The 20,381-nt window shown below is 77.2% G+C and carries 18 protein-coding genes and 2 pseudogenes; 10 read left to right on the forward strand and 10 right to left on the reverse strand.

Features of this window, described 5'->3' with window-relative positions; genetic code table 11:
• Positions 1 to 123: 123 nt before the first annotated feature.
• Positions 124 to 1,749 carry a chaperonin GroEL gene (gene groL, locus AB8M62_RS03095; RefSeq protein ID WP_369052462.1) on the forward strand — a complete coding sequence of 542 codons (1,626 nt, stop codon included), beginning with the start codon at positions 124 to 126 and terminating at the stop codon, positions 1,747 to 1,749.
• A gap of 102 nt (positions 1,750 to 1,851) precedes the next feature.
• Here the strand turns inward: groL and AB8M62_RS03100 are convergent, their stop codons facing one another.
• From AB8M62_RS03100 to cofC, 3 genes and pseudogenes are all read right to left on the reverse strand, one after another.
• Entirely contained in the window at positions 1,852 to 2,448 is a 597-nt protein-coding gene (locus tag AB8M62_RS03100) for a suppressor of fused domain protein (RefSeq protein ID WP_369052461.1), read from the reverse strand.
• Positions 2,449 to 2,468: 20 nt separating this feature from the next.
• A pseudogene (gene cofG / locus AB8M62_RS03105) lies at positions 2,469 to 3,782 on the reverse strand (7,8-didemethyl-8-hydroxy-5-deazariboflavin synthase CofG); the annotation flags it as partial.
• 31 nt (positions 3,783 to 3,813) lie between these two features.
• Complete coding sequence (gene cofC / locus AB8M62_RS03110) at positions 3,814 to 4,482, reverse strand: 2-phospho-L-lactate guanylyltransferase (protein WP_369052460.1); 669 nt, start codon at positions 4,480 to 4,482, stop codon at positions 3,814 to 3,816.
• A gap of 79 nt (positions 4,483 to 4,561) precedes the next feature.
• On the opposite strand from cofC, the gene AB8M62_RS03115 reads away from it, so the two are divergent.
• The 3 genes from AB8M62_RS03115 (at position 4,562) to AB8M62_RS03125 (ending at position 7,667) form a co-directional block, all read left to right on the forward strand.
• Positions 4,562 to 5,017, forward strand: coding sequence for a molybdenum cofactor biosynthesis protein MoaE (locus tag AB8M62_RS03115; protein ID WP_369068624.1), 456 nt, complete (start codon positions 4,562 to 4,564; stop codon positions 5,015 to 5,017).
• 113 nt (positions 5,018 to 5,130) lie between these two features.
• Entirely contained in the window at positions 5,131 to 6,159 is a 1,029-nt protein-coding gene (locus tag AB8M62_RS03120; RefSeq protein WP_373694844.1) for an FO synthase, read from the forward strand.
• A 77-nt stretch (positions 6,160 to 6,236) separates the two neighbouring features.
• The gene (locus AB8M62_RS03125; RefSeq protein ID WP_369052458.1) at positions 6,237 to 7,667 is read left to right on the forward strand and encodes a flavin-containing monooxygenase; all 1,431 of its coding nucleotides are present in this window, start codon (positions 6,237 to 6,239) and stop codon (positions 7,665 to 7,667) included.
• A gap of 30 nt (positions 7,668 to 7,697) precedes the next feature.
• Here AB8M62_RS03125 and AB8M62_RS03130 read toward each other — a convergent pair whose 3' ends face one another.
• Both AB8M62_RS03130 and moaA read right to left on the reverse strand, forming a co-directional pair.
• Positions 7,698 to 7,994, reverse strand: a complete 297-nt coding sequence (locus AB8M62_RS03130) for a MoaD/ThiS family protein (RefSeq protein ID WP_369052457.1) — start codon at positions 7,992 to 7,994, stop codon at positions 7,698 to 7,700.
• A gap of 7 nt (positions 7,995 to 8,001) precedes the next feature.
• Positions 8,002 to 9,138, reverse strand: a complete 1,137-nt coding sequence (moaA, locus tag AB8M62_RS03135) for a GTP 3',8-cyclase MoaA (RefSeq protein WP_373694842.1) — start codon at positions 9,136 to 9,138, stop codon at positions 8,002 to 8,004.
• 270 nt (positions 9,139 to 9,408) lie between these two features.
• Between moaA and AB8M62_RS03140 the strand changes: the two genes are divergently transcribed.
• On the forward strand, positions 9,409 to 9,570 hold the full coding sequence (locus AB8M62_RS03140; RefSeq protein ID WP_369068626.1) for a hypothetical protein: 162 nt from the start codon (positions 9,409 to 9,411) through the stop codon (positions 9,568 to 9,570).
• 101 nt (positions 9,571 to 9,671) lie between these two features.
• Here the strand turns inward: AB8M62_RS03140 and AB8M62_RS03145 are convergent, their stop codons facing one another.
• Entirely contained in the window at positions 9,672 to 9,962 is a 291-nt protein-coding gene (locus AB8M62_RS03145; protein WP_369052456.1) for a WXG100 family type VII secretion target, read from the reverse strand.
• A 152-nt stretch (positions 9,963 to 10,114) separates the two neighbouring features.
• On the opposite strand from AB8M62_RS03145, the pseudogene AB8M62_RS03150 reads away from it, so the two are divergent.
• A pseudogene (locus AB8M62_RS03150) lies at positions 10,115 to 10,372 on the forward strand (DUF4031 domain-containing protein); the annotation flags it as partial.
• Positions 10,373 to 10,679: 307 nt separating this feature from the next.
• On the opposite strand, the gene AB8M62_RS03155 reads toward AB8M62_RS03150, so the two are convergent.
• From AB8M62_RS03155 to AB8M62_RS03165, 3 genes are all read right to left on the reverse strand, one after another.
• Positions 10,680 to 12,038 carry a S1C family serine protease gene (locus tag AB8M62_RS03155; protein ID WP_369068656.1) on the reverse strand — a complete coding sequence of 453 codons (1,359 nt, stop codon included), beginning with the start codon at positions 12,036 to 12,038 and terminating at the stop codon, positions 10,680 to 10,682.
• Between the two features lie 105 nt (positions 12,039 to 12,143).
• On the reverse strand, positions 12,144 to 13,613 hold the full coding sequence (locus tag AB8M62_RS03160) for a sensor histidine kinase (protein WP_373694845.1): 1,470 nt from the start codon (positions 13,611 to 13,613) through the stop codon (positions 12,144 to 12,146).
• A gap of 101 nt (positions 13,614 to 13,714) precedes the next feature.
• A complete protein-coding gene (locus AB8M62_RS03165) occupies positions 13,715 to 14,431 on the reverse strand; it encodes a response regulator transcription factor (protein ID WP_369052454.1) in 717 nt (238 codons plus the stop codon).
• 114 nt (positions 14,432 to 14,545) lie between these two features.
• Between AB8M62_RS03165 and AB8M62_RS03170 the strand changes: the two genes are divergently transcribed.
• From AB8M62_RS03170 to AB8M62_RS03180, 3 genes are read left to right on the forward strand one after another with little or no spacing between them, the layout of a single operon-like run.
• Positions 14,546 to 15,331, forward strand: a complete 786-nt coding sequence (locus AB8M62_RS03170) for a HipA family kinase (protein ID WP_369052453.1) — start codon at positions 14,546 to 14,548, stop codon at positions 15,329 to 15,331.
• Positions 15,324 to 15,746, forward strand: coding sequence for a DUF3037 domain-containing protein (locus tag AB8M62_RS03175; RefSeq protein WP_369052452.1), 423 nt, complete (start codon positions 15,324 to 15,326; stop codon positions 15,744 to 15,746). Before AB8M62_RS03170 ends, AB8M62_RS03175 begins: the two co-directional genes overlap by 8 nt.
• 7 nt (positions 15,747 to 15,753) lie before the next feature.
• The gene (locus AB8M62_RS03180) at positions 15,754 to 16,110 is read left to right on the forward strand and encodes a hypothetical protein (RefSeq protein WP_369068627.1); all 357 of its coding nucleotides are present in this window, start codon (positions 15,754 to 15,756) and stop codon (positions 16,108 to 16,110) included.
• On the opposite strand, the gene AB8M62_RS03185 is transcribed toward AB8M62_RS03180, so the two are convergent.
• Positions 16,098 to 18,029 (reverse strand): PhoX family protein, encoded by a 1,932-nt coding sequence (locus AB8M62_RS03185; RefSeq protein WP_369068657.1) that lies wholly within the window; start codon positions 18,027 to 18,029, stop codon positions 16,098 to 16,100. The genes AB8M62_RS03180 and AB8M62_RS03185 overlap by 13 nt on opposite strands.
• A 269-nt stretch (positions 18,030 to 18,298) precedes the next feature.
• On the opposite strand from AB8M62_RS03185, the gene AB8M62_RS03190 reads away from it, so the two are divergent.
• The gene (locus AB8M62_RS03190) at positions 18,299 to 20,380 is read left to right on the forward strand and encodes a M3 family metallopeptidase (protein WP_369052451.1); all 2,082 of its coding nucleotides are present in this window, start codon (positions 18,299 to 18,301) and stop codon (positions 20,378 to 20,380) included.
• The last annotated feature ends 1 nt before the right edge of the window (position 20,381 follow it).

Consider the following 20,381-nt stretch of genomic DNA (forward strand, 5'->3'; position numbering starts at 1 on the left):
GACAGCTCCCGGCCGGTCCGGTGAGGTCGTCGGCGCGGGGGACGTGACCCCGCCGCCGCCGGCCGTCCGTCGCGGGCACCGCTCCGGCCGACCCCCGCCCGCCTTCTGGGAGGAACACCAGGCATGAGCAAGATCATCGCCTTCGACGAGGAGGCCCGTCGCGGCCTCGAGCGCGGCATGAACCAGCTCGCCGACGCGGTCAAGGTGACGCTCGGCCCCAAGGGCCGCAACGTCGTCCTGGAGAAGAAGTGGGGCGCCCCCACGATCACCAACGACGGTGTCTCCATCGCCAAGGAGATCGAGCTCGAGGACCCCTACGAGAAGATCGGGGCCGAGCTCGTCAAGGAGGTCGCGAAGAAGACGGACGACGTCGCCGGTGACGGCACGACGACCGCGACCGTCCTGGCCCAGGCGCTCGTGCGCGAGGGCCTGCGCAACGTGGCCGCCGGCGCGAACCCGATGGGCCTCAAGCGCGGCATCGAGAAGGCCGTCGAGGCCGTGACCGAGCAGCTGCTCGGCGCCGCCAAGGAGGTCACCACCAAGGAGCAGATCGCCGCCACCGCCGGCATCTCCGCGGGCGACTCCTCCATCGGCGAGCTCATCGCCGAGGCCCTCGACAAGGTGGGCAAGGAAGGCGTCATCACCGTCGAGGAGAGCAACACCTTCGGCCTCGAGCTCGAGCTCACCGAGGGCATGCGCTTCGACAAGGGCTACATCTCGCCCTACTTCGTCACCGACGCCGAGCGTCAGGAGACGGAGCTCGAGGACCCGTACCTGCTGATCCTCAACTCCAAGATCTCCACGGTGAAGGACCTGCTCCCGCTGCTGGAGAAGGTCATGCAGTCGGGCAAGCCGCTCGTCATCATCGCCGAGGACGTCGAGGGCGAGGCCCTGGCCACGCTCGTCGTCAACAAGATCCGCGGCACCTTCAAGTCCGTGGCCGTCAAGGCCCCGGGCTTCGGCGACCGCCGCAAGGCGATGCTGAACGACATCGCCATCCTCACCGGCGGCCAGGTCATCTCCGAGGAGGTCGGGCTCAAGCTCGACACCGCCGACCTCGACCTGCTGGGCCGCGCCCGCAAGGTCGTCGTCACCAAGGACGAGACGACCATCGTCGAGGGCGCCGGCGACGCCGACCAGATCGCCGGCCGCGTCGCGCAGATCCGCTCCGAGATCGAGCGCAGCGACTCCGACTACGACCGCGAGAAGCTGCAGGAGCGCCTCGCCAAGCTCGCCGGCGGCGTGGCCGTCATCAAGGCGGGCGCGGCCACCGAGGTCGAGCTCAAGGAGCGCAAGCACCGCATCGAGGACGCCGTCCGCAACGCGAAGGCCGCCGTCGAGGAGGGCATCGTCGCCGGTGGTGGCGTGGCCCTCATCCAGGCCGGCACCGCGGCGTTCGAGAAGCTCGAGCTCACCGGTGACGAGGCCACGGGCGCGAACATCGTCAAGGTCGCCGTCGAGGCCCCGCTGAAGCAGATCGCCGTGAACGCCGGCCTCGAGGGCGGCGTCGTGGCGGAGAAGGTCCGCAACCTGCCCACCGGTCACGGCCTGAACGCCGCCACCGGCGAGTACGTGGACCTGCTCGACGCGGGCATCAACGACCCGGTCAAGGTGACGCGCTCCGCGCTGCAGAACGCCGCCTCGATCGCGGGCCTGTTCCTGACCACCGAGGCCGTCATCGCCGACAAGCCGGAGAAGGCCGCTGCGGCCCCGGCCGGCGACGGCGGCATGGGCGGCATGGACTTCTGATCCGCGCCTGAGGCGCGGCGCGCGCGAGCGCACCGCACCAGCACCACCCGCGAGGGCGGTCCCCGGCAGGGGGCCGCCCTCGCGGCGTCCCCGGGCCCGTCGTCAGGCGGGCAGCGGCACGGGGTCGCGGTCGAGGTCGGCCAGGTCGGCGCCCGCGGCGTGCAGGAGCTCCACGAGGGAGTCGGCGCCGCTGCGCTCGGCGTGCTCGCGCTCGCCGTCGTGCACCGGCACGGCCTGCAGCCAGCGCACCTCCACCCCCTCGCTCAGCGGGTAGCGGGCCAGCGTGGGGAACGACCACGGGGCGGTGACGAGCAGGTGCCGCGCCCGCCCGTCCAGCAGCTCGCCCACCACGTCGGGGAAGACCGTCCCGGCCCGCACGGGCAGGCGCTCCTTGACGGCCGTGAACGCGCACGCCACCACCAGGCCGCTGCACAGGTCCACGTCGGGGTGCCGCAGCGTCGTCACCAGCTCCACCCGCACGTCCTCGCCGTCGACGAGGTTCCGGCGCCGGTGCAGGGACAGCGTCGAGACCGTCACCTGCCCCGGCCGAGGAGCGTCCGGGCACGTCATGAGGTGCAGCTCGTGCTCCTGGGTGCGGTCCAGGTACGGCTCGATGAGCGGCCACGCCCCCGGCGACAGGCGCCGGGCGACGTAGCGGGCCATCGCGACCTCCGCGTCGCTGGGCTCCACGAGGCTCACGCGCTCACCCCCGCCCCGTGCCAGGGCCGGCCCACCGGCCGCGCGTCCTCGCGCGCCAGCCCCGTGACCGGGTCGGCCAGGGCCGCCAGGTGGGCGTGCAGGCGCGCGTCCACCCAGCGCTCGCTGCCGCTCAGGGCGTCCAGCACGAAGCGGGGGTGGGCGGTCAGCCGCTCGCGCAGCCGGAAGCCCGCCTCCCGGGTGGTCGCGGCCAGGGAGTCCAGCTGGGGCCACGGCCGCTCGGGGTTGACGTGGTCGGGCGTCAGCGGCGACACCCCGCCCCAGTCGTCGACGCCCGCGGCCAGCAGCTGCGCGCGCTGCTCCGGGTCGGACAGGTTCGGCGGCGCCTGCAGCGACACCGACGGGCCCACGACGAGGCGGGCCACGGCCAGCGCCGCCAGGTACTCCTCGTGGCCGAGGTCGTCCTCGCCGCGCATGGCGGTGTCGTCCTTGGCGCGGAAGTTCTGCACGATGACCTCCTGCGTGCCGCCGTGCTCGTCGGCCACCGCGCGCAGCGCGAACAGCGACTCGGCGCGCTCGGCGGGGGTCTCGCCGATGCCGACGAGGATCCCGGTGGTGAACGGGACGGCCGCGCGGCCGGCGTCGTGCAGCACCCGCAGGCGCAGCGCGGGGTCCTTGTCGGGAGAGCCGAAGTGGACCTGCCCGGGCTCGGTGAACAGCCGCGCCGAGGTGGTCTCCAGCATCATCCCCATCGAGGGGGCCACCGGCCGCAGCCGCGCCAGGGCCTGCGCGCTCATCACCCCGGGGTTCAGGTGCGGCAGCAGCCCCGTCTCCTCCAGCACGAGGACGGCCAGCGCCCGCACGTACTCCAAGGTCGAGGCGTAGCCGCGGGCAGCCAGCCAGTCGCGCGCGGCGCCCCAGCGGTCCTCGGGCGCGTCGCCCAGGGTGAACAGGGCCTCCTTGCAGCCGGCCGCGGCCCCGGCGCGCGCGATCGCCAGGACCTCCTCCTCGTCCAGGTAGGCGGCGGGCAGGCGCCCGGGCGTGGTGGCGAACGTGCAGTAGTGGCAGCGGTCGCGGCACAGCCGGGTGACGGGGACGAACACCTTCTTGGAGTAGGTGGTCGTGCCCGGCCGGCCGGCGGCGGCCATCGCCGCGTCGCGCACGGGCGCGGCCGCCGCGCACAGCCGCGCCAGGTCCTCCCCGCGCGCGTGCAGCAGCACCTCGGCGTCGCCGGGGGAGGGGGCGGTGCCCGCGCCCGGGTCCAGGTCGTCGAGGGCGTCCAGGGCGCTGCGCAGCCGCGGCGCCGGCGGCGCGGGCACCGCGGGGGCGGCGTGGCGGGCGCGACGGCGCGGCGCGGGCAGGGCGGTGGGTGTCACGGGGACGGACCTCCGGTCCGGTGTCGGGGGCTCAGCGGCAGGCGGGCGCGGACGTGGGCGCGGACGTGGTCGTGGGCGCGGTCGTGGGCGCGGCGGCGTCCAGGGCCGCCCGGGTGCGGGGGCCGACGCCGAGCGCGCGGGCGGCCGCCAGGTCGGCGGGCACGTCCACGTCGCGGCGCAGGGTCGGCAGCGCGCCCGGCAGGGGCACCGCGCCGGCCTCGGCGTGGGCGCGCGCCGAGCCGGGGCCGAAGCGGTGCGGGGGGTGCCCGGCGCGGTCGGCGACCAGGACGCTGCCGGTGCCCTCGGCGTCGGTGACGAGCACGGGGCCGGGGTGGGCGGCCGCACCGGTCAGCGCGGCGGCCAGGTCGCCGGGCCGCAGCGCCGGCAGGTCGGCCACCAGCACGGCGGTGGGACCGGCGCCGACGGCGGCCAGCCCCGCCTCCACGGCCCGGTGCAGGCCCGGACCACCGGCGGCCACGACGGCGGCCCCGGCCCCGCGGGCGGCCGCGGCGACGTCCGGGTCGTCGGTGACGCACACGACGAGGGCGACGGGCGGGGCGGCCAGGGCCGCGGCCAGGCAGTCCAGCGCCATGGCGGTGGCCAGAGCCCGCCGCTGCGCGACGGGCAGCCCGAGGCGCGACTTGGCCCCGTCCCCGCCCTTGACCGGCACGACGACCCGCCAGCGTGCGCTCGCGACCACCGGGGGATCCTCCCCCAGGCGCCGGGCGGGCGCCCGGGCGGCCCCGGCCGGGCGCGCGCCGCGCGCCTAGGGTGGCCCCGTGAGCCTGGACACCTCCCGCCGCAGCGAGCCGGCCCGGCGCGTGGTGCGCACCGCCGTGACCGCCGACGCGCTCGACGTCGACGAGCACGCGCGCCTCGTCGGCGACGCCGCCGCGGGGGCCGTGGTCACCTTCGCCGGCGTGGTGCGCGACCACGACCACGGCCGCGCCGTCCTGGACCTGGAGTACACGGGCCACCCGAGCGCCGCCGACGTCCTGGCGGCGGTCGTGGCGCGGGTGAGCGCGCAGGAGGCCGTGGACGCCGTCGCGGTCAGCCACCGCCTCGGGCACCTGGCGGTGGGCGACTGCGCGCTGGCCGTCGCGGTCTCCGCCGCCCACCGCGCGGAGGCGTTCGCGGCGTGCGCCCGGCTGGTGGACGAGGTCAAGGAGCACCTGCCGGTGTGGAAGCGGCAGCGCTTCGCCGACGGGACGAGCGAGTGGGTCGCCTGCCCGTGACGCGCCCCGACGCCGCCCCCGGCACCACCCCCGACGCGCCCGCCCGGCCCCTGAGCGCGCCCCGCGCCCCCGCACCCTCCGCCGGCACGTCGGACCCGGCCGTCCGCGCCGCGCTGCGGGCCGTCGAGCGCGACCCCGCCGGCCTCGGCGACGCCGCGTACGCCGCGCTCCTGGTGGCCGACGGCGGCGACCTGGAGGCGCTGTGCGCGCTGGCCGACGGGGTGCGCCGCGACGCCGTCGGCGACGAGCTGACCTTCGTCGTCAACCGCAACCTGGACACGGCCGTGGTGCTGGAGGAGGACGCGCCGCAGCTGCTGGCCGAGGCCGTCGCCCTGGGCGCCACCGAGGTGTGCGTGCAGGGCCCGCTGCCCGAGGACGCGCCCGCCGACGGCTACCTGCGGCTGGTGCGGCTGGTCGCCGAGCACGCCCGGGGCGTGCACCTGCACGCCTTCCGCCCCGCCGAGGTCGCCGACGCGGCCGCGCGGCTGGGCACGAGCCCGCGCGAGTTCCTGCTCGCGGCCCGCGCCGCCGGGCTGGGCTCGGTGTGCGGGACGGCCGCGAAGGTCCTGGACGACGACGTGCGCACCCGCCTGAACGGCGGGGTGCCGGACCTGCCGGTGGCGCGCTGGCTGGAGCTGGTGGCCACCGCGCACGCCGCGGGGCTGCGCTCGACGGCGACGGTCGTGCACGGGCACGTCGAGACGCCCGCGCAGCAGGTGGCGCACCTGCGCCTGCTGGCGGACCTGCAGGACCGCACCGGCGGGTTCACCGAGTTCATCCCCATGCCGTTCCTGCCGCCGGCCGGGCCGCTGCCGCCCGGCTGCCGCCCGGGCCCGGACGCGCGCGAGGTGCGGGCGCTGACGGCGGTGGCGCGGCTGCTGCTGCACGGGCGCATCGACCACGTGCAGACGGCGTGGACGAAGGTGCGCCCGGACGTCGTGGAGCAGCTGCTGCGCGGCGGCGCGGACGACCTGGGCGGGCTGCTGGTCGACGGCGCGCTGCGCCCGGGCGCCGGCGCCGAGGCGGGCCGGGAGCTGACCCGCGCCGACGTCGCGGCGCTGGGGGAGCGGCTGGGCCGGCGGGTGCGCCAGCGCACCACGCTGTACGGGGACGTCCCGGCGGCCCCGGGCGGGCGCTGGTGACCTCCCCGGGACGCTCGCCGGACGCCTCGCCGGGCCTCTCGCCGAGCCCCCCGGCGGACCCGTCGGCGCGGACCGCGGTGGACGTCGCGGTCGTGGGCGCCGGCATCGCGGGGCTGGGGCTGGCGGTGCTGCTGGCCCGCCGCGGCCGCGAGTCGTTCGTCGTGCTGGAGCGCGGCGACGACGTCGGCGGCACCTGGCGCGACAACCGCTACCCGGGGGTGGCCTGCGACGTCCCCTCGCACCTGTACTCCTACTCCTTCGCCCCGCGGGCGGACTGGTCGCGCGTCTTCGCCCCCGGCGCGGAGGTGCAGGAGTACCTGCGCGCCACCGCCCGCGCGGCGGGGGTGCGCCCGTGGTTCGGGGCGGAGGTGACGGACGCCCGCTGGGACGAGGACGCGGGCTGCTGGCACGTGACCAGCCGCCGCGGGCCGGTGCGCGCGCGGGTCCTCGTGCTGGCCGGGGGGCGGCTGTCCGACCCGCGGCTGCCGGACGTGGAGGGCCTGGACGCCTTCGGCGGCCCGGTGTTCCACTCCGCGCGCTGGGACCCGTCGGTGGACCTGGCCGGGAAGCGGGTGGGCGTGGTCGGGACCGGCGCCTCGGCCGTGCAGCTGGTCCCGGAGCTGGCCCGGACCGCGGGGCGGGTGGTGGTGTTCCAGCGCAGCGCCCCGTACGTCGTGCCGCGCCAGGACCGCGCCTACAGCGACGCCGAGCGCGCCGCGTTCCGCGCCGACCCGCAGCTGGTGCGGCGCCTGCGCGAGGAGCAGTTCGCGCAGATGGAGCGCGGCCACGCCGCGCGCCGCCTCGTGCGCCCCGACGTCGAGGCCCTGCGCGAGCGCGCCCTGGCGCACCTGGCGGCGCAGGTGCCCGACGCGCGGCTGCGGGCGCTGCTGACGCCCGACCACGAGGTCGGCTGCAAGCGGGTGCTGCTGTCCGACGAGTTCTACCCAGCGCTCGGCGAACCCCACGTGGACCTCGAACCGGCTGCGCTGCAACGCCTCGAACCCGGCGCGGCGGTGTCGGCGGCGGGCCGGCGGTTCGGCCTGGACGTCCTCGTGCTGGCCACGGGGTTCCGCTCGACGCGGCCGCTGTGGGCGCAGCGCGTGCGCGGGCGGCGCAGCACCCTGGCCGAGCACTGGCGCGACGGCATGACCGCGCACGCCTCGACGGTGGTGCACGGGTTCCCGAACATGTTCGTCCTCGACGGCCCGAACGCGAGCCTGGGCCACAACTCGGCGGTGCACGTCATCGAGAGCCAGTTCGGCTACGTGCTGGGCGCGCTGGACCACCTGGCCGGGCGCGCCGGCGCGCTGGAGGTCAGCGAGCGCGCCGAGCGCGAGTACACCCGCGAGATCGACGAGCGCGCCCGCTCCACGGTGTGGCTGCGCGGCGGGTGCACGAGCTGGTACGTCGACGCGCGCAGCGGCCGGCTGACGCTGCTGTGGCCGGGGACCGCGACGGAGTTCCGCGAGCGCAACGGGGTGTTCGACCCGGCGCCGTTCGCCGCCTGAGGAGCGGTGCGGCGGCCCCGGCCGCGGGGCTCAGCCGCCGGCGAAGGGGGGCAGGACGTCGAGCAGGGCGCCGGGGCGCAAGCGGTCCCCGCGCTCGGCGGCCTCGGCGTCCAGCAGGAACGTCGAGGCCGCGAGGACGCGGGCCAGCGGCTCGCCGCGCGCGGCGAGGACGTCGACGAGGTCCCCGACGGTGGGCTCGCCTCCGGCGGCGGCGGGCAGGGCGACGTCCTCCTCCTCGCGCCCGGCGGCGGAGGCCGCGCCGGCGAAGAAGCGCACCCGCACGGTCGCGGGGACGGTGGCGGTGGGGGAGGGGGTGCTGCTGGTCACGGGCTCGTCATCCTCCGATGGCGCTCATGGGCCGGGTGGGGTGCAGGAAGCCGGGGTCGTCGATGTCGTGGCCGGGCAGCTTGCCCCACATCGCCGTCCGCCACGTCGCCGCGAGCTCGGCGTCGTCGGCGCCGGCGCGCAGGGCGTCGCGCAGGTCGGTCTCGGTGGTGGAGAACAGGCAGGTGCGCACCTGCCCGTCGGCGGTCAGCCGGGTGCGGTCGCAGTCGCCGCAGAACGGCCGGGTGACCGAGGCGATGATCCCGACGCGGCCGAGCGCGCGGCCGGTGGCGCCCTCGACGACGTCCCACGTCTCGGCGGGGGCGGAGCCGCGCGCGCCGGCGGGGCGGGGCGCCAGGGTGAACGCGCCCTGCAGGGAGGCCAGGACCTCCTCGGCAGTGATCATGTCCTCGCGCCGCCAGGTGCCGTGGGGGTCCAGCGGCATCTGCTCGATGAAGCGCAGCTCGACGCCGCGCTCCAGGGCCCAGCGCAGCAGCGCGGGCGCCTCGTCGTCGTTGACGCCGCGCAGCAGGACGGCGTTGACCTTCACCGGCGCCAGCCCGGCGGCCGCGGCGGCCTCGACGCCGGCCAGCACGTCGGCGTGCCGGTCGCGGCGGGTGATGGCCGCGAAGCGGGCGGGGTCGAGGGTGTCCAGGGAGACGTTGACGCGTCCGAGCCCGGCGGCGGCCAGGCCGGCGGCGCGCCGGGCCAGGCCGATGCCGTTGGTGGTCAGGGAGGTGCCGACCGGGGCGCCGTCGGCGGTGCGCAGCGCGGCCGCGGCGGCCACGACGTCCTCCAGGCCGCGGCGCAGCAGCGGCTCGCCGCCGGTGAAGCGGACCTCGCGCACGCCCAGCTCGCGCACGGCCAGCGCGACGAGCCGGACGACCTCGTCGTCGGTGAGGACGGCGGGGCGCTCCAGCCAGGGCAGCCCCTCCGGCGGCATGCAGTAGTGGCAGCGCAGGTTGCAGCGGTCGGTCAGGGAGACCCGCAGGTCGGTCGCGGTGCGGCCGTAGCGGTCGCGCAGCGGGCCCGAGGAGCTGTCCGGGACGGGCGGGGCCGGGGAGGCGCTGCCCGGGCCGGACCCGGTGGAGCTGCTGGACCCGGTGGGCCGGCGCACCGCGGGCACCCCGAGGTCGACGATCGTCACCGCCCCAGCGTAGGCGCCGGGACGCGGGTGAACCCGAGGTGAACGCGGAGGGCCGGCGGCGCTGGCGCGATCCGCGTCGGCCACCACGAGCAGTCACCGATGTGGACGCTGCGTCGACATCTGGCGCGGTTCGCGGCGCGGTCCGGGCAGCGGGTGGGCCGGCAGACCCCGGCGGGCGACCGTGACCGCACCGTGATGGCCGGGTGGCTCGCTCTCGGCGCGATCGTGAGCTATGGTTCAGGTGAACGGAAGATGAACAGGAGGTTCCTCATGGCTGACTTGACCATGACGGTTCGCCGTGAGCGTGTCCGCCCGAGCACGCCGACGGTGCACTGGATCACCGTGCGGGACGACAGCGGTCGCCCGCACCTGGAGATGCGCTGGGACGTGCCCGGCGCGACCGCGGCGGCACCGGCGGCCCGCGCCGCCTGACCCGCCCGCACCGGCCGCGAGGGCCCGGGACGCCCACCGACGAGCGTCCCGGGCCCTCGTGCGTCCGGCGGCCGCGACGGCCGGCGGGGACGCGCGGGTGCTCAGCCCGCGAACATGCGGGCGTTGGCCGCCTCCACCTCCGCGTACTGCTGACCGGCCGCGGCCAGCACCCGCTGGATCTCCTCCAGGTTCACGCGCACCCGCTCCATCGTCGAGCGCCAGCTCGCGCTCAGCGCCTGGAAACCCGTGGCGGCCGAGCCCTTCCACACCGCCTCCAGGTCCAGCAGGTGGCGCATCAGCGCCTCCGCCTCGCCGCCCAGGGTCTGCACCGAGGCCTGCACCACCTGGCTCGCCGCGGCCACGCGGTCGCTGTCCACCTCGAACCGGCTCATGGCACGCTCCTGCCCGCGGGACCCGCCCGCACTCCGGGGCCGGCCCTGCGCCGACCCGCCGCCCGCGACGCTAGGGAGCGCCCGATCGGCACGCCGCCGCCGTCCACACCCCGGTCCCCGCGACCGGGCGCAGCGCGCCTGTGGACCCGCCCGTGACCGTCCTCGTCGACGACCCGCGCTGGCCCGCGCACGGCCGCCTCTGGGCGCACCTGGCCAGCGACACCTCGCTGGCCGAGCTGCACGCCTTCGCCGAGGCGCTGGGGCTGCCCCGGCGCGCCTTCGAGGGCGACCACTACGACGTGGCCGCCGACCTCGTCCCGCGGGCCCTGGCCCGCGGCGCGGTCGCCGTGCCCACCCGCGAGCTGCTGCGCCGCGTGCGCGCCGCGGGGCTGCGCACCCCCAAGCGGCGCGGGGAGAGGGTCGTCGCCACCCGCGAGGCGGACGGCGTGCGCGAGGACCTGCTGAGCGCGGCCGCCGTCCCCGCCCCGCACGGGCCCGGTGTCGTCCTCGACCCCGCCCGGGGACTCGTCGCGCCGCTGGCCGCGCCCGACCCCGCCCTGGAGGTCCTGGGGTTCCGGCGCCGCTGGTGGTGGGACGGCGGCCTGCGCCGCGTCGAGCACCACGCCGTGCAGCTGGCCGCGGGCGGCCCGGGCAACGGGCCGCTGCCCGCGGGGTGGTGGAGCCCGCTGTGGCGCGGCCCCACCACCCCCGCGGGGCTCACCGCTCCGGGCGCGCCGTGAGGGTCGTCGTCAGCGCGAGCTGCTGCCCGTCGCGCACCACCGTCAGCTCGACCCTCGTGCCCACCGCGGTGCCGCGCACGGTGGCCGTCAGCGACTCGTAGCCGGGGGTCTCGCGCCCGTCCACGGCCGTCACGACGTCCCCGGCGCGCAGCCCCGCCTCCGCGGCCGGCGTCCCGTCCTCCACGGCCGCCACCTGCGCCCCCGTGCGGGTGACGCCGTCCGCGGTCACGGCGGGGTCCTGCGAGGCCAGGCTCACGCCCAGCCACGCGTGCTGCGCCGAGCCGCTCGCGACGAGCTGGTCGGCGATCATCCGCACCTCGTTCGAGGGGATGGCGAAGCCGAGGCCGATGCTGCCGGCCTGCCCGCCGCTGCCCGAGCCCAGGGAGGCGATCGAGGAGTTCACCCCGACCACCCGCCCGGAGCTGTCGACCAGCGCGCCGCCGGAGTTGCCGGGGTTGATGGCCGCGTCGGTCTGGATCGCGTTGGTCGCCACCGTCTCCGCCGTCGTCCGCTGCGGGGCCGACAGCCCCGGCTGCCCGAACGGGGAGGTCTGCTGCTCCTGCTCGGTGGCCGCCTCGGTGAGGACGGGGCGGTCGACCGCCGACACGACACCCGTCGTCACGCTGCCGGCCAGGCCCAGCGGGTTGCCCAGCGCCATGACGGCCTGACCGGCCACCACGTCGTCGGAGTCGGCGAAGGTGGCCGCCACCAGGTCCGACGGCGGGTCGGTCAGCTGGATGACCGCCAGGTCGGTCGAGGGGTCGGTGCCCACCACGGTCGCCCCGTAGCGCCGGCCGTCGCTGAGGGTCACGGTGATCGTGGCGCCGCTGCCGGCGCCGGTGACGACGTGGTTGTTGGTGACGACGTGCCCGTCGGTGTCGTAGACGATGCCCGACCCCTGGCCCTCGGCGGTGGCCGAGCGCACGTCGATCGCCACGACGCTGGGGCCGACGGCGCTCGCGACGCCCTGCCAGTTCACCGTCGTCTCGCTGACCCCGGCCACGGCCGCGCTGGACGCGCCGGTGGTGGCGCCGGTGCTCGTGCTCGTGTCCTGCCCGAAGGCCCCCACGAGGCCCGCGGTCAGGACGCTCGCGGCGACCGCGCTGACGAACGCCGTGCCGGTCAGCCCGAGCCAGCCCGGCCGGCGCCGCGGGCCCCGCCCGCCGCCGCCCGTCCCGCCGTCCCCGCCGGTGGGCGGCACCGGCCCGCCCGGCGTCGTCCACGGGTCGAAGCGCCGCGCGTCCGCCGCCGGCGCGGGCCAGCCCGTGCCCGCCGTCCCGGTGCCCGCCGCGCCGCCGGTGACGTCGGTGCGGGTGCGCTCGTCCTGACCGTTCATCCTGCTCACCCCGTGCTCGTGGAGGTCCGCGCCGCCCGTCGCGGGCGACCGTTCACCACGAGGATCGGACGCCCCCCTGCAGGTGGACCCGGAACCGGCTGGACGTCACCTGTGAACCTCGGGACCGGTGCCGGCGACGTCCTCGGCGACGTCCTCGGCGGCGTCCTCCTCCTCGGGGTCCTCGTCGCCGACGGGGGCGTCCACGGCGCGGAAGCGCACCCGGAAGGTCGCGCCGCCGCCGGGCGTGGGGACGACGGAGACCGTCCCGCCGTGCCCGGTGACGATGGTCGACACGATCGCCAGGCCCAGGCCGGCGCCGCCCGTGCCGCGCTGGCGGGAGGCGTCCACGCGGTAGAAGCGCTCGAACACCCGCTCGGCCTCCTGCGGCGTCAGCCCCGGGCCGTGGTCGCGCACCTCCACCACCGACTCCGGGCCGCTGGGCCCGGCCACCCGGCCCACCGCGACCTCCACAGGCGTGCCGGCGGGCGTGTGGTGCAGCGCGTTGGCCAGCAGGTTCGTCATCACCTGCCGCAGCCCCGGCTCGTCGGCCAGCACCACCGCCGAGGAGGGCCCGTGCTCGTCGTCCACGCCCACCAGGCGCACCCGCCGGTCGGCGGCCAGGCCGCGGGCGTCGTGGACGGCGTCGGAGGCGACGACGGCCAGGTCCACCGGCTCGGGAGCCGCCGCCCGCCGCCGCTGCGCCTCGTCGAGGCGGGCCAGCGCCAGCAGGTCCTCCACCAGCCGGCCCAGCCGGGTCGACTCGCCCTCGATGCGGCCCATGACGTGGGCGACGTCGGCCTCCTCGCGCACCGCGCCCTGCCGGTACAGCTCGGCGAACCCGCGGATCGCGGCCAGCGGGGTGCGCAGCTCGTGGCTGGCGTCGGCGACGAACCGGCGCATCTGCTCCTCCGAGCGCTGCTGGGCGCGGAAGGAGCGCTCGATCTGCCCGAGCATCGTGTTCAGCGCCCCGCTGAGCCGGCCGATCTCGGTGCCGGCCGGGGCCGGCGGCACGCGCCGCGACAGGTCCCCGGCGGCGATCGCCGAGGCCGTCTCCTCGATGTCCGACAGCGGCCGGAACGAGCGGCGGATCGCCAGCGCCGCCAGGCCCGTCCCGCCGGCCAGCACCAGCAGGGCCACCACCAGCGAGACGGTGCGGAAGTGGTCCAGGGTCGCGTTGGCGCCCGACAGCGGCAGCGCCACCGCCACCGCCACCGGCACGTCGCCGACCGCGGCCGGCAGCAGCACCACCCGCCACGGGTCGCCGCCGTCGGCGTCGGGCACCGTGAACGGCTCCTGGTCCCCGCCGGCGACCGCCGGCGCGCTGAGCGCGGGCAGCTGCGGGGCGTCCACGCACCGGCCCGCGTCGTCGCGCTCGCACGAGACGCGCGTCGTGCCGTCCGGGTAGGCGAACAGCACGTAGTAGTCGGACAGCAGCAGCTGCTCGGCGCGGCTCTGCGAGAACTGCGCGAACGCCCCGCGCACGGCCGTCGCCCCCTTGCCCTGCAGCTCCGCGTCGACCTGCGCGCGCAGGTTGGCGCGCAGCAGGTTCGTGGACACCAGCGCCGTCACCGACATCGCCGCCACCAGCAGCAGCACGACGATGACCAGCAGCCGCGCGCGCAGCGGCAGGCCCGCCTCGGCGGCCAGGGCCCGCGCGCGCCAGCGGTGCAGCGCGCTCACGCGCCCGGCGGCACGCGCAGCACGTAGCCGACGCCCCGCTTGGTGTGGATGAGCGGCGCCAGGCCCTCGGTGTCCAGCTTGCGGCGCAGGTAGGAGATGTAGGACTCCACGATCCCGGCCTCGCCGTTGAAGTCGTAGTCCCACACGTGGTCCAGGATCTGCGTCTTGGACAGCACCCGCTGCGGGTTGAGCATGAGGTAGCGCAGCAGCTTGAACTCGGTGGGGGACAGCTCCACGACGCGCCCGGCGCGGCGCACCTCGTGCGAGTCCTCGTCCAGCTCCAGGTCGTGGAAGACCAGCCGGCCGGTGTCGGGTCCCTCCCCGGCGCCGGTGCGCCGCAGCACCGCGCGGATGCGGGCCACGACCTCCTCCAGGCTGAACGGCTTGGTGACGTAGTCGTCGCCGCCCACCGTCAGCCCGGCGACCTTGTCGGCGGTGTCGTCGCGGGCGGTGAGGAACAGCACGGGCACCGCCCGGCCGCGCTCGCGCAGCTTGCGGGTGACGGTGAACCCGTCCAGGTCGGGCAGCATGACGTCGAGCACCACGAGGTCGGGGCGCACCTGCTCGGCCAGCTCCAGCGCCTGCGCGCCGTCGGCGGCCGCGGTGACCTCGAACCCCGCGAAGCGCAGGCTGGTGGCCAGCAGCTCGCGGATGCTCGGCTCGTCGTCGACGACGAGCAGCTTCGCCTCGGGACCGGTGCTCGCTGACCTCACCCGGCCCAGTGTGCGCCGCGATCCTGGGAGGGCGCTGGGTGCCGCCCGTGCCCGCTCCGCCGTCCGTGCCCGCCGCGCCCCGCGGCGCGCCGGGCGGCTGGCAGACTCCCCGGCGTGCTGCGCTCCGTCACCGCGACCCGCTACGTGGCGCCGCTGCGCGAGGGCGGCAGCCTGCCGGGGCTGTGCGAGGCCGACGACCTGGGCACGTACGTGGTGAAGTTCCACGGCGCCGGGCAGGGCCGGCGGGTCCTGGTCGCCGAGGTCCTGGCCGCCCGCCTGGCCGCCGCGCTGGACCTGCGGGTGCCGGAGCTCGTCGTCGCCCGCGTCGACCCGGTCATCGGCCGCGGGGAGCCGGACGAGGAGGTGCAGGACCTGCTGCTGCGCTCGCCGGGGGACAACCTGGGCGCCGACTTCCTGCCCGGGGCGCTGTCCTTCGACCCGGCCGTGGACCCCGTCGACCCCGCGTGGGCGGCGCGGGTGCTGTGGTTCGACGCCCTCGTGCTCAACGTCGACCGCTCCTGGCGCAACCCCAACGCCCTGTGGTGGGGCGGGCAGCCGTGGCTCATCGACCACGGCGCGGCCCTGTACTTCCACCACGACTGGCCGCGCGCGGCCGCCTCGGTGCAGCGCCCGCTGCGCCACGCCGAGGACCACCTGTTGCTGGCCGCGGCCGACGACGTCACCGCCGTGGACGCGGACTGCGCGGCGGCGCTGACGCCGCAGGTGCTCGCCGCGGCGGTCGCGGACGTGCCGGGGGTGTGGCTGGAGGGCGAACCGGGTTTCGGCGCGGCCGAGGAGGTGCGCGCCGCCTACCGCGACTGGTTCACCGCCCGGCTGGCGGGCGAGCGCCCGTGGGTGGCGGCGCTGGCCGAGGCGCAGCGGGGGGCCCGCCGTGGCTGAGCCGGGCCCGGACGCCCCCGCGCTGGACGTCTACGAGTACGCCGTCGTGCGGGTCGTGCCGCGGGTGGAGCGCGCGGAGTTCCTCAACGCCGGGGTGCTGCTGTGGTGCCGCGCCCGCGAGCACCTGGAGGCCCGCGTCCGCCTGGACCTCGTGCGGCTGCGGGCGTTCGCCCCGCACGTGGACGCCGCGGCGGTGGCCCGGCACGTGGCCGCGCTGGAGGGGCTGTGCAGCGGCGACCCGGCGGCCGGGGCCGCGGCCGCCGAGGCGCCCGGGGCGCGGTTCCGCTGGCTGACCGCCCCCCGCAGCACGGTCGTGCAGACCTCGCCGGTGCACTGCGGGCTGACCGCCGACCCGGCGGCCGAGGTGCGCCGGCTGCTCGCCGCGCTCGTGCCGGGGGAGCCGGGCCGGGGGTGAGCCGGGGGTGAACGAGCGGGCGCTGGCCGTCCACGCCGCGTTCGCCGCGAGCGTCGTCGTCCTGTTCACCCCCGGCGGGTCCGTCGGGGGCTGGCTCGGGCTCGCGCTGCGCGCCGCGGTGTTCGCCGCCCTGGCCGGTGCGGCGCTGTGGTGGACGGGCCGGCGCGACGCCGTCCTGGCCGCGGTCCTGCTGTGGGCCGTGGTGGGGGAGCTGGTCCGCCACGCCGTCCTGCCGGGCGTGGACGGCTCGCTGCGCGACGTCGCCGCCGCGGCGGCGGGGTCGCTCACGGGTGCTCTCGTGACCGACCGCCTCCGCTGCGGCGGCGCGCCGCCCGGGGACCCGGCCGGGGATCAGGCCCGGTAGACCTGCACGACCGACGGGCGCGGCTGGCCGCTGCCGTCGTAGGGGAACAGCGAGGCCGGGGCCTCCGGGGTGGCCTCGTCGTCCTCGCCCGGGTGCTGCACGGCGACGAACACGCTGCCGTCCGGCGCGATGACCGGTCCGCACGTCTCCGCCCCGGCCGGCACGGACAGGAACTGCCGGACCAGGCCGCGGCGCGGGCCGTCGACGGCGACCTCGTACAGGCCGTCGTTGGAGCCCAGCGCGTTGCCGTCGGTGGAGATCCACAGGTTGCCGACGCTGTCGAAGGCGACGTTGTCGGGGCAGGAGATCGGGGAGACCAGCGAGCGGTCCACGTCGCCGAAGTGCGTGGTCTCGTCGGCCGGGTCGCCGCAGACGAGGACGAGGTTCCACCAGAACGAGGTCGCCGCGGCGTCGTCACCGGACTCGGTGATCTCGACGACGTGCCCGTCCTTGTTCTCCGGGCGCGGGTTCGCCTCGTCGACGCCGGCCCTCCCCTCGGTGCCGCGCTGGGTGTTGTTGGTGCAGGCGACGTAGACGCGGCCGTTGACGGGGTTGCGCTCCACGTCCTCGGGGCGGTCCATCTTCGTCGCGCCGACGGTGTCGGCGGCCAGGCGGGTGTGCACCAGGACGCGCTCGAGGGAGAACCCGGGCACGCGCGAGACGCCGTCGGTGACCAGGGGGATCCAGCGGCCGGTGCCGTCGTGGCGCCCGTCCTCGGTGCCGTCCCCGTCGAAGGCCGCGACGTACAGGTCGCCCTCCTCCAGCAGGGTGAGGTTGTGGGCGCGGTCGCCCTCGCGGAACCGCTCCTTGGAGACGAACTTGTAGACGTAGTCGAAGCGCTCGTCGTCGCCCATGTAGGCCACGGCGCGCCCGTCGGCGGCCAGGGAGACCGTCGCGCCCTCGTGCTTGAAGCGGCCCAGCGCGGTGTGCTTGCGCGGCGTGGACGCCGGGTCGTACGGGTCGACCTCGACGATCCAGCCGAAGCGGTTCGGCTCGTTCGGCTCGACGGCGACGTCGAAGCGCTCGTCGACGCGCTCCCAGCCGCGCCCGGAACCCGTGACGCCGTAGCGGGCCAGCGCCGGGTCCTCCAGGTCCTCGGGGACGGCGAAGTACTGGTGGAAGTTCTCCTCCCCGGACAGCACGGTGCCCCACGGCGTCGTGCCGCCGGCGCAGTTGTTCAGCGTGCCCAGGACGGTGCGCCCCTCGGGGTCGGCGCTGGTGCGCAGCAGGGCGGACCCGGCCGCCGCGCCGGTGACGCGGAACGGGGTGGCGGGGGTGACGCGGCGGTTGTGGTCCGAGTGGCGCACGTAGCCCCACGGCGCGCGGGCCGAGGAGCGGCGCAGCTCCACGACCGACACGCCGTGCGCGGCCATCGCCGTCAGCAGCTGCTCGTCGGTGGCCTCGTCGCTGCCGGTGAACCCGCGGAACATCAGTTCCTCGTTGGTGTACTCGTGGTTGGCCACGAGCAGGGCGCGGTGCTCGTCCCCGGCGAGGGGGAGCACGGCGACGTAGTCGTTGTTGTAGCCGAACTGCCCGGCCTGCGCCTCGGGGGTCTGCGCGTCGAAGTCGAACTCCGGCGCACCGGGCAGGATCGGGTCGCCCCACGACAGGACGGCCGCCCAGGCGAAACCGGCCGGCACGTCGAAGGAGTCCGAGCCCGCGGGCACGGGCGCGATGGCGGAGAAGTCGACCTGGTGGCCCGGGTCGAAGGGGGCGGCCAGCGGGGTCGGGTCGCCGGCGGCGGCGCGGGCGGCGGGGGCCTGCCCGAGGGCGGCGCCGGCCACGCCGAGGCCGACCAGGCCGGCGAGCACGCCGCGGCGCGAGACGACCCCGCGCACGACGTCGCCGAAGTAGGCGTTCTGCGAGCGGTTGGCCACGGGCGCGGCGCACTGGCTGCCGCAGCGGTAGTGGCAGGTCATCGAGCTGCGCCGCCCGGCGGGCACGTAGGGCAGCAGGGGCAGGGCGGGACGGGGGGTGTCCGTGGTGCTCACGCGGTTCTCTCCTCGCGGGTCCTCCGACCGCGGGGGGCGGTCGTCCGCGCCGGACGCTAGGGACGCCGCGGGGGTCTGCCGACGACGTCCGGGTGAGCGCGCGGTGAACCGTCGGTGAGGGTCGCGAAGCACGGTGAGCCTCGCCTCACCCGGTCCGCTCCCGGGACCGGCGGCGACCGCGGGTCCATCATGGGTCCATGAGCGCCGACACGACGTCCGAGCTGGCCGCCGACAACCCGTTCGCCGCGCCCAGCGACCTGCCGTTCGGGCTGCCGCCCTTCGACCGGGTGCGCGCGGAGCACTTCGCGCCCGCGTTCGCGGCCGGCACGGCGCAGCACCTGGCCGAGCTGGACGCGCTGCTGGACGCCGAGCCGGGCGCGCAGGAGCTGCTGGACGGCCTGGAGGGCTCGGGGCAGCTGCTGCGGCGCGCGGTGGCGGTGTTCGCCAACCTCGTCGGCACGGACGCCGACGACGAGCTGCGCGCGGTGCAGGCGGAGTGGTTCCCGCGGCTGGCCGCGCACGAGGACGCGGTGCGCCTGGACCCGCGGCTGGTCGCGCAGGTCGCCCGCCACCACGCCGACCCGCCGGCCGGCCTGGACGCCGAGGCGCGCCGGCTGCTGGAGCGCCTGCACACCGACGCCGCCCGCGAGGGCGCGCTGCTGGACGAGGCCGGCCAGCGGCGGCTGCGCGAGCTGAACGCCGAGCTGTCGCGGCTGACGACCGCGTTCGACACCGCCCTGCTGGACGACACGAACGACCTGGCCGTCCACCTCGAGGACGAGGCGGAGCTGGAGGGCCTGGACGCCGCCGGCGTCGCCCGGGCGCGGGAGGCGGCGCAGGCGCGCGGCCTGGACGGCTGGCTGCTGCCGCTCGTGCTGCCCTCGGGCCAGCCGGTGCTGGAGGCGCTGCGCCGGCGCGACGTGCGCCGCCGCGTGCACGAGGCGTCGCTGGCGCGCGGGGGCCGCGGCGGCCCGCACGACACGCGGGTCCTGCTGCAGCGCACCGCCGCCCTGCGCGCCGAGCGCGCGCAGCTGCTGGGGTTCGCGCACCACGCGGCGTGGGTGGTGGCCGACGAGACCGCCGGCGACGCCGAGGCCGCCGTGGGGATGCTGCGGCGCCTGGCCCCGGCGGCCGTCGCGAACGCGCGCGCCGAGGCCGCCGAGCTGGAGGAGGTCCTGCGCGCCGACGGCGAGGAGGGTCCGCTGCGGGCGTGGGACTGGGCGCACTGCGCCGAGCGGCTGCGCCGCGAGCGCTTCGCCGTGGACACCGAGGCGCTCCGGCCGTGGTTCGAGCTGGAGCGCGTGCTCGTCGACGGCGTGTTCGCCACCGCCACCGCCCTGTACGGGCTGGGGTTCTCCGAGCGCCCCGACCTGCCCGCCTACCACCCGGACGTGCGGGTGTTCGAGGTCACCGACGACGGCCGGCCCCTGGGCCTGTACCTGTTCGACCCGTTCGCGCGCGCCTCCAAGCGCGGCGGGGCGTGGATGAGCTCCTTCGCCGACCAGTCGCGGCTGCTGGGCACCGCGCCGGTGGTGGTGAACTGCCTGAACGTGCCGGCGCCCGCCCCCGGCGACCCGGCGCTGCTGACGGTCGACGAGGTGGAGACGCTGTTCCACGAGTTCGGGCACACCCTGCACGGGCTGCTGTCCGACGTGCGCTACCCGCGGTTCTCCGGCACGTCCGTACCGCGCGACTTCGTGGAGTTCCCCTCGCAGGTCAACGAGTTCTGGGGGTTCGAGCCGGAGGTCCTGGCCCGCTACGCCCGCCACCACGTCACGGGCGAGCCGCTGCCGCAGGAGGCGGTCGAGGGGCTGCGCGCCGCGCGCCGCTACGGGCAGGGGTTCTCCACGCTGGAGTACCTGGCCGCCGCGCTGCTGGACCAGGCGTGGCACCGGCTGAGCGCCGGCGCCCTGGACGACGTGCTGGACCCGCCGCGCCCGGAGCAGGTGCAGGAGTTCGAGGCGGCCGCCCTCGCGGAGGCCGGGGTGGCGCTGGAGGAGGTCCCGCCGCGCTACCGCAGCACCTACTTCCACCACGTCTTCGGCGGCGGGTACGCGGCCGCCTACTACTCCTACGTGTGGAGCGAGGTCCTGGACGCCGACACCGTGGAGTGGTTCGGGGAGAACGGCGGGCTGCGCCGCGAGAACGGCGAGCGGTTCCGCCGCACCGTCCTCTCGCGCGGCGGCAGCGTCGACCCGCTGGCCGCCTACCGGGAGTTCCGCGGCCGCGACGCGCGCATCGAGCCGCTGCTGCGCCGGCGGGGCCTGGACGCGGCCTGAG

It is taken from the genome of Kineococcus terrestris, from assembly GCF_041020755.1.
In the GTDB taxonomy this organism is placed as follows: Bacteria; Actinomycetota; Actinomycetes; order Actinomycetales; family Kineococcaceae; genus Kineococcus; species Kineococcus terrestris.